The sequence below is a fragment of the Aeribacillus sp. FSL K6-1121 genome (genome assembly GCF_038003725.1).
GTDB lineage: Bacteria > Bacillota > Bacilli > Bacillales > Aeribacillaceae > Aeribacillus > Aeribacillus composti.
In genome coordinates this window covers 695,729-710,384 of the sequence record NZ_JBBOPS010000001.1, presented here as the reverse complement: position 1 = coordinate 710,384, position 14,656 = coordinate 695,729, and the positions used below count along the sequence as shown (strand labels likewise).

General features: G+C 37.5%; 15 protein-coding genes and 1 riboswitch. Of the genes, 4 read left to right on the top strand and 11 right to left on the bottom strand.

Annotated features, from left to right (window positions below):
- Window positions 1–5: 5 nt before the first annotated feature.
- A complete protein-coding gene (sleB, locus tag NSQ61_RS03655; protein ID WP_094246145.1) occupies window positions 6–959 on the bottom strand; it encodes a spore cortex-lytic enzyme in 954 nt (317 codons plus the stop codon).
- Between the two features lie 92 nt (window positions 960–1,051).
- Window positions 1,052–1,723 (bottom strand): glutamic-type intramembrane protease PrsW, encoded by a 672-nt coding sequence (gene prsW, locus NSQ61_RS03650; RefSeq protein WP_066251976.1) that lies wholly within the window; start codon window positions 1,721–1,723, stop codon window positions 1,052–1,054.
- A 224-nt stretch (window positions 1,724–1,947) separates the two neighbouring features.
- Between prsW and NSQ61_RS03645 the strand changes: the two genes are divergently transcribed.
- Window positions 1,948–2,916: an asparaginase gene (locus NSQ61_RS03645; RefSeq protein ID WP_340806043.1), complete on the top strand. Its 969-nt coding sequence runs from the start codon at window positions 1,948–1,950 to the stop codon at window positions 2,914–2,916.
- Window positions 2,917–3,214: 298 nt separating this feature from the next.
- Complete coding sequence (locus NSQ61_RS03640) at window positions 3,215–4,435, top strand: IS110 family transposase (RefSeq protein ID WP_063388609.1); 1,221 nt, start codon at window positions 3,215–3,217, stop codon at window positions 4,433–4,435.
- A gap of 371 nt (window positions 4,436–4,806) precedes the next feature.
- On the opposite strand, the gene NSQ61_RS03635 is transcribed toward NSQ61_RS03640, so the two are convergent.
- From NSQ61_RS03635 to NSQ61_RS03600, 8 genes are all read right to left on the bottom strand, one after another.
- On the bottom strand, window positions 4,807–5,775 hold the full coding sequence (locus tag NSQ61_RS03635; RefSeq protein ID WP_066247690.1) for a YpdA family putative bacillithiol disulfide reductase: 969 nt from the start codon (window positions 5,773–5,775) through the stop codon (window positions 4,807–4,809).
- 90 nt (window positions 5,776–5,865) lie between these two features.
- A complete protein-coding gene (locus tag NSQ61_RS03630; protein ID WP_063388611.1) occupies window positions 5,866–7,122 on the bottom strand; it encodes a Glu/Leu/Phe/Val family dehydrogenase in 1,257 nt (418 codons plus the stop codon).
- 236 nt (window positions 7,123–7,358) lie between these two features.
- Entirely contained in the window at window positions 7,359–7,940 is a 582-nt protein-coding gene (locus NSQ61_RS03625; protein ID WP_063388612.1) for a genetic competence negative regulator, read from the bottom strand.
- Window positions 7,941–8,070: 130 nt separating this feature from the next.
- Window positions 8,071–8,523: a DUF2663 family protein gene (locus tag NSQ61_RS03620; protein WP_066247688.1), complete on the bottom strand. Its 453-nt coding sequence runs from the start codon at window positions 8,521–8,523 to the stop codon at window positions 8,071–8,073.
- Window positions 8,524–8,593: 70 nt separating this feature from the next.
- Entirely contained in the window at window positions 8,594–9,244 is a 651-nt protein-coding gene (locus NSQ61_RS03615; RefSeq protein ID WP_157728008.1) for a LysM peptidoglycan-binding domain-containing protein, read from the bottom strand.
- Window positions 9,219–9,842, bottom strand: a complete 624-nt coding sequence (locus tag NSQ61_RS03610; RefSeq protein WP_311066282.1) for a CPBP family intramembrane glutamic endopeptidase — start codon at window positions 9,840–9,842, stop codon at window positions 9,219–9,221. The genes NSQ61_RS03615 and NSQ61_RS03610 overlap by 26 nt, the downstream gene beginning before the upstream one ends.
- 4 nt (window positions 9,843–9,846) lie before the next feature.
- Window positions 9,847–11,343 carry a RecQ family ATP-dependent DNA helicase gene (locus tag NSQ61_RS03605; protein ID WP_340806039.1) on the bottom strand — a complete coding sequence of 499 codons (1,497 nt, stop codon included), beginning with the start codon at window positions 11,341–11,343 and terminating at the stop codon, window positions 9,847–9,849.
- Window positions 11,340–12,401 carry a helix-turn-helix domain-containing protein gene (locus tag NSQ61_RS03600; RefSeq protein WP_144598197.1) on the bottom strand — a complete coding sequence of 354 codons (1,062 nt, stop codon included), beginning with the start codon at window positions 12,399–12,401 and terminating at the stop codon, window positions 11,340–11,342. The genes NSQ61_RS03605 and NSQ61_RS03600 overlap by 4 nt, the downstream gene beginning before the upstream one ends.
- Window positions 12,402–12,674: 273 nt before the next feature.
- Between NSQ61_RS03600 and NSQ61_RS03595 the strand changes: the two genes are divergently transcribed.
- On the top strand, window positions 12,675–12,923 hold the full coding sequence (locus NSQ61_RS03595; protein WP_063388618.1) for a ferredoxin: 249 nt from the start codon (window positions 12,675–12,677) through the stop codon (window positions 12,921–12,923).
- Window positions 12,924–13,058: 135 nt separating this feature from the next.
- On the opposite strand, the gene NSQ61_RS03590 is transcribed toward NSQ61_RS03595, so the two are convergent.
- Window positions 13,059–13,640, bottom strand: a complete 582-nt coding sequence (locus NSQ61_RS03590) for an ECF transporter S component (RefSeq protein WP_082829402.1) — start codon at window positions 13,638–13,640, stop codon at window positions 13,059–13,061.
- 157 nt (window positions 13,641–13,797) lie between these two features.
- Window positions 13,798–13,949, bottom strand: a riboswitch (FMN riboswitch).
- A 140-nt stretch (window positions 13,950–14,089) separates the two neighbouring features.
- Between NSQ61_RS03590 and NSQ61_RS03585 the strand changes: the two genes are divergently transcribed.
- Window positions 14,090–14,587 (top strand): inorganic diphosphatase, encoded by a 498-nt coding sequence (locus tag NSQ61_RS03585; protein WP_063388619.1) that lies wholly within the window; start codon window positions 14,090–14,092, stop codon window positions 14,585–14,587.
- Window positions 14,588–14,656: the final 69 nt, after the last annotated feature.

Below are 14,656 nucleotides of genomic sequence, written 5' to 3'. Positions count from 1 at the left end.
CCTCACTATTCACAGAATATGTGTTTTCCGATTTTCTTGATTTGCGGCCGCGTCCATATCCATGGGCTTGTTGCTGTATCAGGATTGAAATAATAGAGAGCTTCTTCTGTCGGATCCCACCCGTTAATGGCGTCCATCACCGCTTTTCTCGCTGTTTCATTTGGTGTCAAATATATTTGTCCATCGCTGACAGCTGTAAAAGCACCCGGTTCAAAAATAACACCAGCAACCGTATTTGGAAATGTCGGGCTGTTCAGTCGGTTTAAAATAACTGCCGCAATTGCTACTTGACCAATATAAGGCTCGCCGCGGGCTTCTCCGTAAACGGCATTGGCTAAAAGATTTAAGTCATTTTGTGAAAAGCCTCCAGGCATATTCACCGCCATCGGCTGTACCGATTTCCCTGTTTGTTGTTTATTTTGGGCTGCTTGCTGTTTAGGAGCAGCCTGCTTTTGCCCTTGTCCAGCCTGACCAGCTTGTTGTTTTTTTGGCGGTACATTTTTTGCGAGATTTTTTTCGGTTTGCTTCCGCCATTTTGCGCGCAGCTCCTCAGAAGGCGCTGTTTGGATTTTTAGCGGCACTCCGCCATAATGGGTAAAGTCTCTGCCTTTTCGAATTTGTTCGTGGACAAAAGACTTATAATATTTTGTCGTATTGATAAGCTTTTGTTTTGTTTCAGGACCAACTAAACCATCTACTTCTTTAAGTCCGAAATTATTTTGAAATTTTCTAACTGCCCAATAAGTATTCCATCCATATACCCCATCAATTTTCCCATGATAATATCCGTTATATTGAAGTCTTGCCTGCAGTTCAATGACATCATCACCTGTCGCACCTCTCTGAATCACTTGTTCGCTAAAAGCATGAACATGCAGCTGATTGTTAGAAAGAATAAGAAAAACGATTAAAACAAAAGCGTTTGCGAGCAGATATTTCATGTTTTTTCCCATCATCATGCCTCCTCACTTTATATCGTTACATGTATTTTCTGTAGTAGATGTCATTTTATACAACAAAAAAACCGGCTCATGCCGGTTCAAAAATTTTTTTATCCTGATATTGTTTCGATATTTTGCTTGTATACCATGCGCGCTTTTTTTGCTTTATGAAGCCCAAACCACCATAAAAACACCATAAACGGAGTGACCCAAAACTTCCAGTCTTCATTGGAAAGCAAGATATAATTGTACGTTCCGTGCAAAAGAAACGGAATAACTAGAGAATAAAAGAGCCATCTTTTTTTAAGCCTATCATTCGAAAATTTGCTTTTTCCTAAATAATACCCCATGATGACACCGAACAATGCATGGCTTGGGACTGGAAAAATTGCGCGCCCGAATGCAAACTCCACACCGTTCGCAATTAAATATAAAATATTTTCCAATGTCGCAAAGCCGAGGGAGATGGACACACCATAAACGATTCCATCGTAATGTTCATCAAAATGAAAATGGGAGTAAATTGTAAAATAAAAAATAAACCATTTAAAAAACTCTTCCAATAAACTCGAAGCAAAGAAAGCTTGTAAAAAAGAAGAGGGAAATACATTTTCTGTTTCCAGAACGTATTCAATAAACATAATTGGAAAAACAAGCAGCGCACCGAAAATAAACGTCCGAACCACCATGTAAAGGGGTTCCATTTCATATTGATCCTTCAAATAAAAATATGAAAGTATTGCCAGCCCTGGTGCAATGCCTGCTGTAATAATCGCAATCATAATGACAGCCTCTTTTCTTCTAGTATCTCCTTATTTATGTATAGATTTATCAGAATGTTCCTTTTAAAATAAAACAAAATAAAAGAATGAGAAATGATGATTCATGTTAGAGCAGCAGTAAGTTGTTAAAAACATCCTTTTGATAAAATGGTAACATGTATATGACAAAATGAAAATCAAAAATAAGCATGAAAAAATGAAACTTTAATGAAAGGGATAAAAAGATGAAGAAAGTATTGATTTTACATACAGGCGGTACAATTTCAATGCTGGAAGATGAACAAAGCGGTGCAGTGAGACCAGGAGGGTCCAATCCTCTAACAAATTTTTCATTGAATGTAAACAATGTACAAACAATCGTAAAAGAGCTTTTTAACTTGCCTTCCCCGCATATAACTCCTAAGGAAATGCTGGAAATTAAAAAAGAAATCGAACATCATGCCAAAAATGGAAGCATCGACGGTGTCGTCGTCACTCATGGAACGGATACTTTAGAAGAAACAGCTTATTTTTTAGATTTGACTCTTGACCTTCCCATCCCCGTTGTTGTAACGGGTGCGATGAGGTCAAATAATGAACTCGGATCAGACGGATTATATAATTTATTGATGTCCATAAAAGTTGCTGCTTCCGACAAAGCGAAAAACCTTGGTGTGTTAGTTGTCATGAATGACGAGATTCATACAGCAAAAAACGTCACAAAAACGCATACAAGCAATATCGCTACATTCCAAAGTCCGCAATACGGACCGATCGGTATTGTGAACAAAAAAATTCTGGCATTTCATCACTATCCGTTAAGAAAAGAAACATATAGTATAACGAAAATCTCTAAACATGTGCTCCTTTTAAAGGCGTATGCAGGCATGGATGAAAAAATAATGGAAGCAGTTGAAGGACTGAATCCGGATGGAATCGTCATTGAAGCTTTAGGGCAAGGAAATTTGCCGCCGGCTTTAGTCCCCGGCATGAAACGGCTTATTGAGAAGAAAGTGCCGATCGTCATTGTCTCACGATGTTTTAACGGCATTGTGCAGGATGTCTATGATTATCAGGGCGGAGGAAAACATTTAAAACAGCTTGGCGTTATATTTTCGAACGGATTAAACGGGCAAAAAGCTAGAATAAAGCTTTTAGTGGCTTTAGAAAAAACGAGCGATTTAACTGAAATAGAAGAAATGTTTTCGAAATAATAAGCTGTTGTGATGATCAACACAAATTTTACTAAAAAATGTTACAAGTAAAACATACTAACATTAGTAGTACAGACCTAGGCCAAGGTTTGTGCTACTATTTTTTTATAGTAGAAGTGAAGGAAGGTCGAACATCCCCTGGGACCAAATAGAGTCCGTATTAAAAACAGACCAACTTCACATCCTTATTTGAATCAGTTTAGTATGTTGGGTCCGAAGAGACCGTGTATAAGAAAATGGAATCAATAAGGCAATGTGAAGAACTTCTATGTTTGGCTAAAAAGGAGAGGCAGAAAATATGAAACACGTAGTGGCATTTGATGTCAGTATGGGGAAAAGTACAATGGTCATTTATGACCGTTATCGTCAATGCGAATATGAGGGTGAAATAACCCATAACCGCTACTCTTTCGAGAAATTAAACGAAACCCTTATATCTTTAACACAAAAAGATGCACAGGCACCTGATATTGTCTTTGAAGCAACAGGCGTATATTCAAAACCACTAGAACGATTCTTAGGTGATCAAGGTTATATGTATTATCGAGTTAACCCACTCGAAGCGAATATTCAAATGGCTTCAATGAGGAGACAAAAAACAGATAAAAGCGACGCTCATGAACTTGCGAAAACTCACTTTAGAGTTGAACGTGAACAAACTTATCAAGAAGGGGAATATTATAAACAAATGCGTGCAATGACGAGATATTATGATGAATTAAGTAGTGAAATGACGCATTTATATAGTCGTTTACATGCGATTCTACAATTGAGTTTTCCCGAGTTAGAAAAGCTATTCAGTAAACGTTCTGCTTTATTTTTGAATGTCGTTCAATTATACCCTCATCCGGATCATGTGTTAGTTTGTTCAAAAACAGTGATTCGTAATCGTTTAAAAGCCAACACAAGAAAAAACTTATCATTGGCACGTGCTGAAGAAAAAGGGATCGCTTTAATCGAAGCAGCAAAAGAAGCGTATCCAGCAATTTCAAAAGATGATATTCGCTGTGAACAAGTGCGGGATTATGCCAAACGGATTGCAGACTTGAAGGAGAAAAGAGATCAACTTGTCCAAAAGATGGTTAAATTATCGAAAGATAAACAAGAGTATCAGATTTTAATTTCATTTCCAGGAATCGGAGAAACGACTGCAGTTCGTTTAATTGGAGAATTAGGAGATATTCGACGATTCAAAAACCATAAACAACTGAATGCTTACGTCGGTATTGATATTATGAGATATCAATCTGGGAATACCTTTTATAAAGACAAGATTAATAAAAGAGGAAATAACAAACTTAGAAAGATTCTATTTTACATGATCCAGACCATGATCCAACTACGGAAAAACACACAAAATCATATTGTAGATTATTATGATAAATTAAAAACGCAACCCCAGAGGAAACCTCATAAAGTTGCGTCCATAGCATGCGTGAATAAGTTCTTGAAATCGGCTTATCACCTTATCACACATAATCTGAAATACGATTACGAAAAGGCAACAATGCATCAGTAATCGTAAGTAAGATTATATCACAAAGACCTGACGAAAAAAATGGAAATCGTGAGGTCTATTTGTCATGCGAAAATTTATTTTGGAAGGAAGGGGTCCCCCTTCCTTCCAAAATAAAATCTATATTAACCAAATTATTTAATAAAAAATACTTGACTAGAGGTAAGAAGGGGGTGTCTAATAAGCCGTTTTTACAGCTTATTGACGCCCCCATTAATGTGTTAGAAACGTTGATATATCGGTGTTTATGATTTTTTGTTTTCAATGGCGATTTGATTTCTGGACGGCCCCACAACTTATGAAAGCAACAAAATCAAGTAGAGAAAAACGGATTGTTTTTCTCTACTTGATTATTTTCGGGACATCCCCTATTTTTATACTCTTTTGATAATTTCTTCTGCGATCAATTCCCCGTGAAATCTGCCGTTTTCGATAAAAATCTCATTCGCATCATTTCCAGCTGCGATGACACCGGCTATAAAAATCCCATTTACATTCGTTTCCATTGTATCGGGATTGTAGTAAGGTCTGCCTGTCTGCTCATCAATAAGTACACCCATTTTTTTCAAAAAGTTATGATCTGGATGGTAGCCAGTCATGGCAAAGACAAAATCACAAGGAATAGTTTTTTCTTCTGTTCCGTTCACAATATAACTAATAGAGTCATTTTTAATTTCTTTTACATCTGCCCGAAATTCCATTTTTATATAGCCTTTTTTGATAAGAGAATCAAATTCCGGCAATATCCAAGGCTTAATGCTTGAAGAATACCCGCTTCCTCGGTACAATACAGTTACTCTAGCCCCGGCTTTATAAAGCTCAAGCGCGGCATCAACACTTGAGTTTTTCCCGCCGATCACAACGACATCTTTATCAAAATATGGATGAGCTTCTTTAAAATAATGGAAAACGTGGGGCAGATTTTCGCCTGGAACATTCATGTAATTTGGATTATCATAATAACCTGTAGCAATCACAACAAATGACGCACGATATTTTCCTTTTTCCGTCGTTACCATGAACGTTCCGTCCTGCTGCTTTTCTACCTTCTCTACTTTTTCATATGTATGAATGCGCAAATTTTTTCGCTTCACAACTTCCCGGTAGTAAGCAAGCGCTTGATTGCGGACAGGCTTTCGGTTTTCTGTGATAAATGGGACTCCGCCAATTTCAAGCCTGTCTGCTGTGCTGAAAAAGGTTTGATGTGTTGGAAAGCGATAAATGGAATCAACAATATTTCCTTTTTCAATAACTAAAGGATTTATTCCTTTTTCCTTCAATTCGATCGCAGCCGATAGTCCACATGGACCTCCGCCGACAATGATCACTTTTTCTTCTTGCATCATGATCACTCCTATAGCATTAAGCGGCTGGTGACAAAAGAAAAATTTCCCCTACATTATCATAGGGGAAACTGCAAAACGATGCAAATATTATACCCATCCGCGATATCTGCATGCTTCTGCCATTTTTCTTACGCCTACCATATATGCAGCAAGCCGCATATCTACTCTTCTGTTTTGCGCCGTTTCATATACAGTGTTAAATGCTTTCACCATCATTTTTTCCAATTTTTCTTCCACTTCTTCTTCAGACCAATAGTAGCCCTGATTATTTTGAACCCATTCGAAATAAGAAACCGTTACTCCTCCCGCGCTTGCCAATACGTCAGGCACGAGTAAAATTCCCCGGTCCGTTAAGATTTGAGTGGCTTCAACAGTTGTCGGACCGTTGGCTGCTTCTACGACAATTTGAGCCCGAATATTATGGGCATTTTCTTCTGTAATTTGGTTTTCAATCGCCGCAGGAACTAAAATTTCGCAATCAAGTTCTAACAATTCTTTATTAGTGATCGTATCATTAAACAATTTCGTAACAGTTCCGAAGCTGTCGCGCCGGTCTAATAAATAATCGATGTCAAGTCCGTCTGGATCGTACAGACCGCCGTATGCATCGGAAATACCTACAACTTTTGCTCCGGCATCATGCATAAATTTTGCTAAATAACCGCCTGCATTTCCAAATCCTTGGACAACGACCCTAGCCCCTTGTAAAGAAATTCCACGCTTTTTCGCTGCTTCGCGAATGCAAATGGTCACGCCTTTTGCCGTTGCCGATTCACGGCCATGTGAACCGCCGAGAACGAGAGGCTTGCCGGTAATAAATCCTGGCGAATTAAATTCATCAATCCGGCTGTATTCATCCATCATCCAAGCCATGATTTGCGAGTTCGTAAATACATCAGGTGCAGGTATATCTTTTGTAGGGCCAACAATTTGACTAATTGCCCGAACGTATCCTCTGCTTAATCTTTCTAATTCCCTGAACGACATATCTCTTGGATCACAAACAATTCCACCTTTTCCACCACCGTAAGGCAAATCAATAATTCCGCATTTTAGACTCATCCAAATTGAAAGCGCTTTTACCTCGTTTTCAGTTACATTTGGATGGAAGCGAACGCCTCCTTTTGTAGGTCCTACAGAATCATTATGCTGCGCCCGGTAGCCAGTAAATATTTTAACAGAACCGTCATCCATGCGAACAGGTATTTTCACTGTCAGCATGCGAATCGGCTCTTTTAATAATTCATACACCTCTTCTGGATAACCTAGTTTTCCTAACGCTTTATGTATTACCTTTTGCGTAGCTTTTAGCACATCATGCTTGTCATTGCCTTCGGCTACCATAATAAGTAAACCTCCTATATGTTCTTTAATAATGAAAAGGAAAAGTCCACCTTTCATGACTTAGTATACACCTTCTATAAATTAATTCAATCATTAATTCATAGAAAATAAAGGGATACTGAATTTCTTGTTAAAAAAAGAAAGCGGCAAACCGCTTTGTTTTTTATCAAATAAAATACTAAATCTACGCAAAAAAAGCTGATAAAACATCGCTGAAAGGCGATGTTTTGTCAGCCTCAGGAAAAATAGTCATTCAAAAGACGAACAGCGTGATCCTTTATCAATAATTTTCCATATTCATGCAGTCTATGAGTTGTCATATGTGTTGGCGTTCCATATTCCGCTAAAATTGCAACAAGATGCTCCGTTTCAATCTTAGAGATGTCATCAAACAGCAGGTAGTATCGTCCCTGATATGAATATAGCGCGCCTTCTGTTATTTCGAAACGTTGAAGAACTTTTGCAAGATCGAGGACATCTTCGAAATTCAAAAACTCATACAATATATCTTGATGTTCATCCACTTTTACTTGCATTTCAATATAATCATCTAAAAATTCATCTTCAAGTTCTTCATCATTATTTTTGGAAACAATAATCACCATTCCCTGTGCTTTTAGTGAATAAACCTCGACCGCAATCGAACCGTTTGCATGAAAATCGAGTTCTTCACTTGCCTCATTGATCATTTCCCGGAAAAGCTGATGAACTTTTAAAGAGTTGTTCCATAGATCTTCTTTTGTTAAGCCGCGATCCGACAAATCATCTAGAGTCAGGAAAATTTTAATTTTATTATGATTAAGACGCTCGAGCCGCATCTTCTTCCCTCCTGCCGTCAATACATCATACGATATTGTATGTTGATTCTAAAAGATGGTTCTTTAGTTAGTAAACAGTTTACAATTACGAGGGGGTGAAGACAAGCATTTTTACTCACAAATCACATTTTTATTTCGTTTTATAATAGAGATTAATATCAAATTCTTTTTTCATAACAGAAAAAACCTTGTCGCGATTCATCCACTCTTCTTCGCTTTTCCAAAAATCAGTGCTTTTATCAATAATTTCCCATCTAAGCTCATGATATTCTTTTTCCGCTTTTTCTTCTTTCTTTTTAAAATAAACGGCTGTTGAATAGCTGAATGCAATCAGCAAAACGGCGAATAAGTGTGATGATTGAAAAAAATAGAATAAAACAAACAAAAGATCTGTTTCCAATCGTTGATATACGTTGAAATAAATAAACACTATAAAAATGATCACTTCCACAAATGTAATTATTTGCCAAGCCAAACATTTCTGTTTATATGTTTCGAATTCTCTTTTACGCTCAATGAGCCCTTGCAGCATATGCTTGGTAGGTTGATCTGTATAGGGCAGATCTTTAATTTGCCTTTCCATTCGTTTAAAATCCCCCAAAGTTTTTTGTACAAGTTATGCATGATCTTTTTCAAATATGAAAAATTTTTAGTTATTGGGGATTATCTAAAGGGATTTTTAAAACTTGTCCGACATAAATGTTGGAATCTTGAAGATGATTCCATTCTCGAATAAGCTCTTCGCCATTTCGGCTTTTATAATACTTCATCGAGATTTTATACAGCGTTTCGTTCGGCTGGACAACATGAGTAATGATGCGTCTGTTCTCTTCCATGTTTCCATCGCTTTCATTTCCAGAAATTTCTTTTCGGGTTTCGTCTCTTGTGCTGTTGGAAGAGGATTGTTCTTCAGTCGTTGGAGAAGCTTCCTGTTCATTCTGATTTCCTTCTTCTTTGTCTGAGTTAGAGGAATTATTTTCTTCCACTCTCTCTTCTTGAACAGACTTCCCGCTATTATTTTTAATAATTACAGAGTCAAAATCTGAAAGATTTTCCCCGCTGCGGTTTGATTGATTTCGTTCCAAATAAGAAGTTAAAAATAAAACAACGACTGGCACTAATATAAAAAGAAAGACGAGAATACGCAAAAGCGGATAGTTCATTTTCTTTTTTTTCTTCCGCCTTTTTTTATGCACTTCACTCCGAGACGGATATGTCCCCGTTCTCTCTTTTATTTCATCAATCATTTTTTCCCTTAAACGCTCAGCTTGGTCATGTTCATACGGACTTGTCATCTTCTTCATCGTCCCTCCCATCGCCTTTACTATTTTTCAAATATTGAAAGCGAATTTGCACTGCCGATACAAAGTCGATAAGAAAATGAGCGAAAATTGTTGTTAAAATATTCTCAGTCAGTTCAAATATCACTCCGAGAAAAAAACTGACGAACAAAACCGTTGCAAATAACAGCCATTTTGAAAGATAACGAAAATGCATGAAGGCAAAGATCAAACTGGCGATAAACAGTCCAAAATGGGTTTGCAGAACCCCGCGAAACAATATTTCTTCCGCAAAAGCAACGATAAGGGTCATCCAAAAAATTTCCGGCAAGCTTCTGTTTTGAAACAGTTTTTCATTGATTCCTCCATCATCGTACCAGCTTTTTGGCGCCCATTTCATAATTACCAAATCAATGAGCAGAACGATAACTGTTGCAAGCAAGCCAACAGCTATCGATTCCCAACTCAATTCCCATAATTGAAAAAAATCCTCCGCACGGTCAAAAAAAATGAACCCTAAAATAATCGATATAAGAAGAAATAGCGACTGAGTGACCATGAGATGAAATAAAAGCTCTCGATCGGTCATGTTCTTTATCAATTCTTCTTGTCTTTTAATCACGCCTTCACCCACTTTGACGAAACAGCCTTTTTAATTCTTGCTTCCAATCCCACTTTATCATTGGCTGGGATGAATGAATTTTTTTTCGGATAAAAAAACGATCGTTTATTCCGCAATTGTCGCAGCAAATCGAAACCTTTGTTGAAGATTTTTCCTGAAAATAGCTTAAAATCATGTTCCGCCTGCATGCTTTTGCTCGTAAAAATGCTTCCATGTCGGCTAATTTTTTAAATTTCATTTTCATTCGATCTTCAATCTTGCTCCATACATAATTTACGATCTGATCAGTCGTCCAATGATACATGTTTTCATCCAACATTTGGAAATTATATTGTAAAAATCTCCTCTGTACATCAGACAAGCCGAAGCTGCTCCACTCTTCTTCTGTTAAATCAAAGCTTCCCTTTAACCGAATCGTTTTTACAATCAACTCAATCTCTTTTTTTTCAGGAAATTCAGAACGTATTATCGACCGGGGAAACTCCTCGTCACCCTTTGCTACAAGTGCAATTGCAATGCTTTGGTTTCCATCTCTTCCTGCCCGGCCTATTTCTTGTACGTATGATTCCATGTCAGCAGGATAATGGAAATGGATGACAAATCGAACGTCTTTTTTGTTTATTCCCATTCCAAAAGCATTTGTCGCCGTTATAACCGAAAGTTCGTCATTTAAAAATTGCTGTTGAATCAACATTCTATCTTCATATTCCATTCCGCCATGATAATAAGCCGCATTTGTCATTCCCTTTTGTTCAATCCATCTGGCAAGCTCTTCCGCCCACTTTCTTGTGGAGCAATAAATGATACCCGGCCCTTCTAACATTTTCAGCCATTCGGCTAATCGCTCCAATTTTTCCTCTTGGCTGCTTACGGCTTCAACATTAATGGCAACGTTTTGCCTGTCAATAGAATGAATATGAAATGTTGCATCGGTTAAATGCAAGCATTTCGCGATATCGTTCAGCACTTCTTTAGTGGCTGTGGCGGTCATCGCCAAACAAGGAGGAGAACCGATCATCTCCCTTACCTTTCCGAGCTTTAAATAGTCAGGCCGAAAATCATGTCCCCACTGTGAAATGCAATGCGCTTCATCGACGACAAATAAAGATATTTGGATTTGCGCCAATGCATCCAATAGCCTTTTTGATTTAAACATTTCAGGCGATAAAAATATAAATTTGTAACGGTGCAATTGCCGAAAAGCTTTTTCTTTTTCATATCGGGTTAAAAAGCTGTTTAATGCAATGACTCTTTTTTCTCCAAACATTTTCATCTGCTGTTCCTGGTCTTGCATGAGCGACAATAGCGGGGACACTATTAATACAGCACCTTGTAAACAATAGCCAGAAAGCTGATAGCACAATGATTTTCCACCGCCTGTCGGCAGCATGGCAACTACGTCATGTCCGCTAATAACATCTTCAATTATTTCCTTTTGGCCTGTTTTAAAGCTTGAATAACCGAATTTTTCCTTCAGCAAAGTAAAAAGATCTTTCGTCATTGCCATCTCCTTATTGCAGCCATTGCCAGCCGAATTTGAAAATAGCTGTATTGATCTTGAAGATATTCTTTAACTGTTTTCAGCTTGTTTGTTTGCAGCTTTTCAATCGCTTGCCCGATTTTGAGCACATCTTCTTTGCTTACATAAGGTTCGAAGGCAAAATCGTGCATGTTTAAAGCAATCTCAACAATATGGTCCTCAATCGTATTTCTTTTAAGCTTTCGGACTGCTGCAATTTCATCAATGTCCAACCCCTCCGCCAACAAGCAGTACGTTTTTTCCGCCGATGCGGTTAGCGGGTGTTTTTTTATCAAATCTCGTAAAAGACCGAATAATATCGGATATTGATCAGAACGTTTTTGCAATTCGTTCACCATTTGAATGACGGCAGCTTGAAACATAAGCTTCAAATAAAAAGGATCTTCATTCGCAGCTGCTGCAAGCTGTTCAAAGGTGATTCCATTTTTTTTAAAGCCGGACAAACGATTGACAACTAAGATAGCTCCCTTTTCATCTAAACATTCAAGCAAACGGTTCATTTCCAAAAACGTTCGATTTCCGATATTTTTCTTTGTCTCTTTCATCTGTAATATGTATGTTTTGACAAAATGCAACAGCTGACCATTATTTGTTATAGGTAAAAATTTCGAATGGTTATAAACTAGATGGGAAACCGTTTGAACAAATAAAGATAAACGCTGCCAAAAAATTTTTCCTATATCATTGTAGGTGGCCCCATCCAGCTTATCAGGAAACGGTTTTTCTGACAAAAATTCTTGCAGCACCCGTTCGCCGTTCATTGTGACCATATAAAACTCGCCTTTTACTTGTTTGACATATGACAGCTGAACCAATCTGTTTAACAAGTGATTATATTCTTCAAGCTCGAGCTCACGGCAAATCCCAAATAAGTTCGATAAATGAAAAATAATGCTATCTTGAATCGTTTGAGAAGATTTTTTTCCTTTTAATAAATGAAAAACAGCTGCTTTCGATCGCTCGCATTTGAGCTGTTGAAAACAATAAAGGATAATTCCTTCCAAATAAGAGAGAGGCATTTGATCACCTTAAAAATTGAAACCTTCTGTTCAATCCTTATTTTATCAAAATTTATCCAATAATTGTCGAAAAATATATAATGAATGATTGATTTAAGTAAGTTTATCGAAATACTATGACTTTTCATCTTTTTTTATTGAAATGTTTAATATTCCATCTTACAATAATTATGTGGTATTCTGATTATTATATAAAACATTCTGAAGTGGAAGATAAATGTTTCTTTCTCTTTTATGACTTCTACTCATTTCATTTATACAGGAGGTTAGACAATGCCAAAATATACAATCGTTGACAAAGAAACATGCATTGCATGCGGTGCATGTGGGGCAGCAGCGCCAGATATTTATGATTATGACGACGAAGGAATCGCATACGTTATTCTAGATGATAACCAAGGGACGGTTGAAGTTCCAGAAGTTTTAGAAGATGATTTAATGGATGCTTTTGAAGGTTGCCCAACAGATTCCATTAAAATTGCTGATGAACCCTTTGACGGCGATCCTTTAAAATTTGAATAGCTGTTTCATCAGCTTTAAAAGAACAACCCCCACGGAAAAACGAATTTCTGTGGGGGTTTTGTGTATCATAATTCGGAGCACCGTTATGATGCGAAAACATCATAGCGGCTGGTCTCCGCTTTTTTGCATATAAATTTATGCATTTTGCACGTTAAATTTATGTTGAAGCCATTCTTTGATTCTGCCGTAAATCATTAAAAAGACAATGGCAATAATTGTTCCTTTAATGAGGTTAAAAGGCAAAATCCCGGCAATAATGACTTGCTTCACTTCTGCAATCGACATTTGCGGCATATTTAAAAACAGCGTATATGCCGGCAAAATGAAATAATAGTTCAATAAGCTCATGGCTACTGACATCGAAATGGTCCCGGCAGCTAAACCGAAAAGAACCCCTTTCATCGAACGAACTTTTTGAAACACGAATGCAAACGGCAAAAGGAAAAACAATCCGGCCAAGAAATTTGCCAACTGATCAATCGGAACTCCTGTCGCGCTTCCTTGAATGATGTAATGAAGCGTATTTTTAATCGCTTCTACAGCCAATCCTGCAATCGGCCCTAATAAAATCGTCGCCAGCATAGCAGGAATTTCGCTGAAATCAATTTTTAAAAATGCCGGAAGTCCCGGAAGCGGAAAGTTAAGAGCCATAAGCAAGTAGGAAATCCCGCTTAACATTCCTACAAAAACAAGTTTAAATGCCTTTGTTTTTAACACAGTCCTTCTCTCCTTTTCTTTCTGTGATCCATCTTGAAAAGAAGGAAGGGTCCATCTCCTGCTTCAATAAAAAAACCCTCTACATTGACGCAGAGGGAGAATTGTAAGCAGGTTAAAATAAACGTTTCAATGATCATATTTTTTGAAACGCCTGAACCCTCATCTTCTCCCATCCAGACTATACTGTCGGCTCTGGATTCTCACCAGATCCACCGTAAAGGAAAAACACCTTTACGGGTCACGGGCTAAAAAAGCTTAAAAGCTTTTATCACCGCCGGTCGGGAATTTCACCCTGCCCCGAAGATGAATCCATATTTTTTATCTTCATTATATACAATAACGAAAAAAAAAGAAACTTATTTTATTTCATTGTCTTTTTTCTACAATTGCCAATATTTTTTACATCCTCTATAATAAAAAGGCATACATAATAAAGGAGGATTTTGTCGATGGCAAACAATAAAGTTGTCGAAGCTTTTATTGAAATTCCGACAGGAAGCCAAAACAAATATGAATATGACAAGGAAAAAGGCGTTTTTAAACTAGACCGGGTTCTTTATTCGCCTATGTTTTACCCTGCAGAGTACGGTTATTTAGAAAATACTTTAGCACTTGACGGCGATCCTCTTGACATTCTCGTAATCGTCACCAATCCGACTTTCCCTGGATGCGTCATAGAATCGCGTGTCATTGGCTATTTAAACATGATCGACAGCGGTGAAGAAGATGCAAAATTAATCGGCGTTCCTGTAGATGATCCTCGTTTTGATCATGTTCAATCGATTGAAGATCTGCCGGAGCACAAATTAAAAGAAATTGCCCATTTCTTTGAACGTTACAAAGATTTGGAAGGAAAACGAACAGAGATCGGCAGCTGGGAAGGACCTGAAGCAGCGGCAAAACTAATTGACGAATGTATCGCACGATACAATGAATCTAACAATTAAACAAAAAAGAGAGCTGTTTCTTCAGAAGCAACTCTCTTTTTCCCTTTTTACACACAGTAAACGTTTTCA

Excerpts from the sequence above, each read along its gene's own strand:
- sleB (WP_094246145.1), bottom strand. The coding sequence starts at position 959 with ATGATGATGGGAAAAAACATGAAATATCTGCTCGCAAACGCTTTTGTT.
- prsW (WP_066251976.1), bottom strand. The coding sequence starts at position 1,723 with ATGATTGCGATTATTACAGCAGGCATTGCACCAGGGCTGGCAATACTT.
- NSQ61_RS03645 (WP_340806043.1), top strand. The coding sequence starts at position 1,948 with ATGAAGAAAGTATTGATTTTACATACAGGCGGTACAATTTCAATGCTG.
- NSQ61_RS03640 (WP_063388609.1), top strand. The coding sequence starts at position 3,215 with ATGAAACACGTAGTGGCATTTGATGTCAGTATGGGGAAAAGTACAATG.
- NSQ61_RS03635 (WP_066247690.1), bottom strand. The coding sequence starts at position 5,775 with ATGCAAGAAGAAAAAGTGATCATTGTCGGCGGAGGTCCATGTGGACTA.
- NSQ61_RS03630 (WP_063388611.1), bottom strand. The coding sequence starts at position 7,122 with ATGGTAGCCGAAGGCAATGACAAGCATGATGTGCTAAAAGCTACGCAA.
- NSQ61_RS03625 (WP_063388612.1), bottom strand. The coding sequence starts at position 7,940 with ATGCGGCTCGAGCGTCTTAATCATAATAAAATTAAAATTTTCCTGACT.
- NSQ61_RS03620 (WP_066247688.1), bottom strand. The coding sequence starts at position 8,523 with ATGGAAAGGCAAATTAAAGATCTGCCCTATACAGATCAACCTACCAAG.
- NSQ61_RS03615 (WP_157728008.1), bottom strand. The coding sequence starts at position 9,244 with ATGAAGAAGATGACAAGTCCGTATGAACATGACCAAGCTGAGCGTTTA.
- NSQ61_RS03605 (WP_340806039.1), bottom strand. The coding sequence starts at position 11,343 with ATGACGAAAGATCTTTTTACTTTGCTGAAGGAAAAATTCGGTTATTCA.
- NSQ61_RS03600 (WP_144598197.1), bottom strand. The coding sequence starts at position 12,401 with ATGCCTCTCTCTTATTTGGAAGGAATTATCCTTTATTGTTTTCAACAG.
- NSQ61_RS03595 (WP_063388618.1), top strand. The coding sequence starts at position 12,675 with ATGCCAAAATATACAATCGTTGACAAAGAAACATGCATTGCATGCGGT.
- NSQ61_RS03585 (WP_063388619.1), top strand. The coding sequence starts at position 14,090 with ATGGCAAACAATAAAGTTGTCGAAGCTTTTATTGAAATTCCGACAGGA.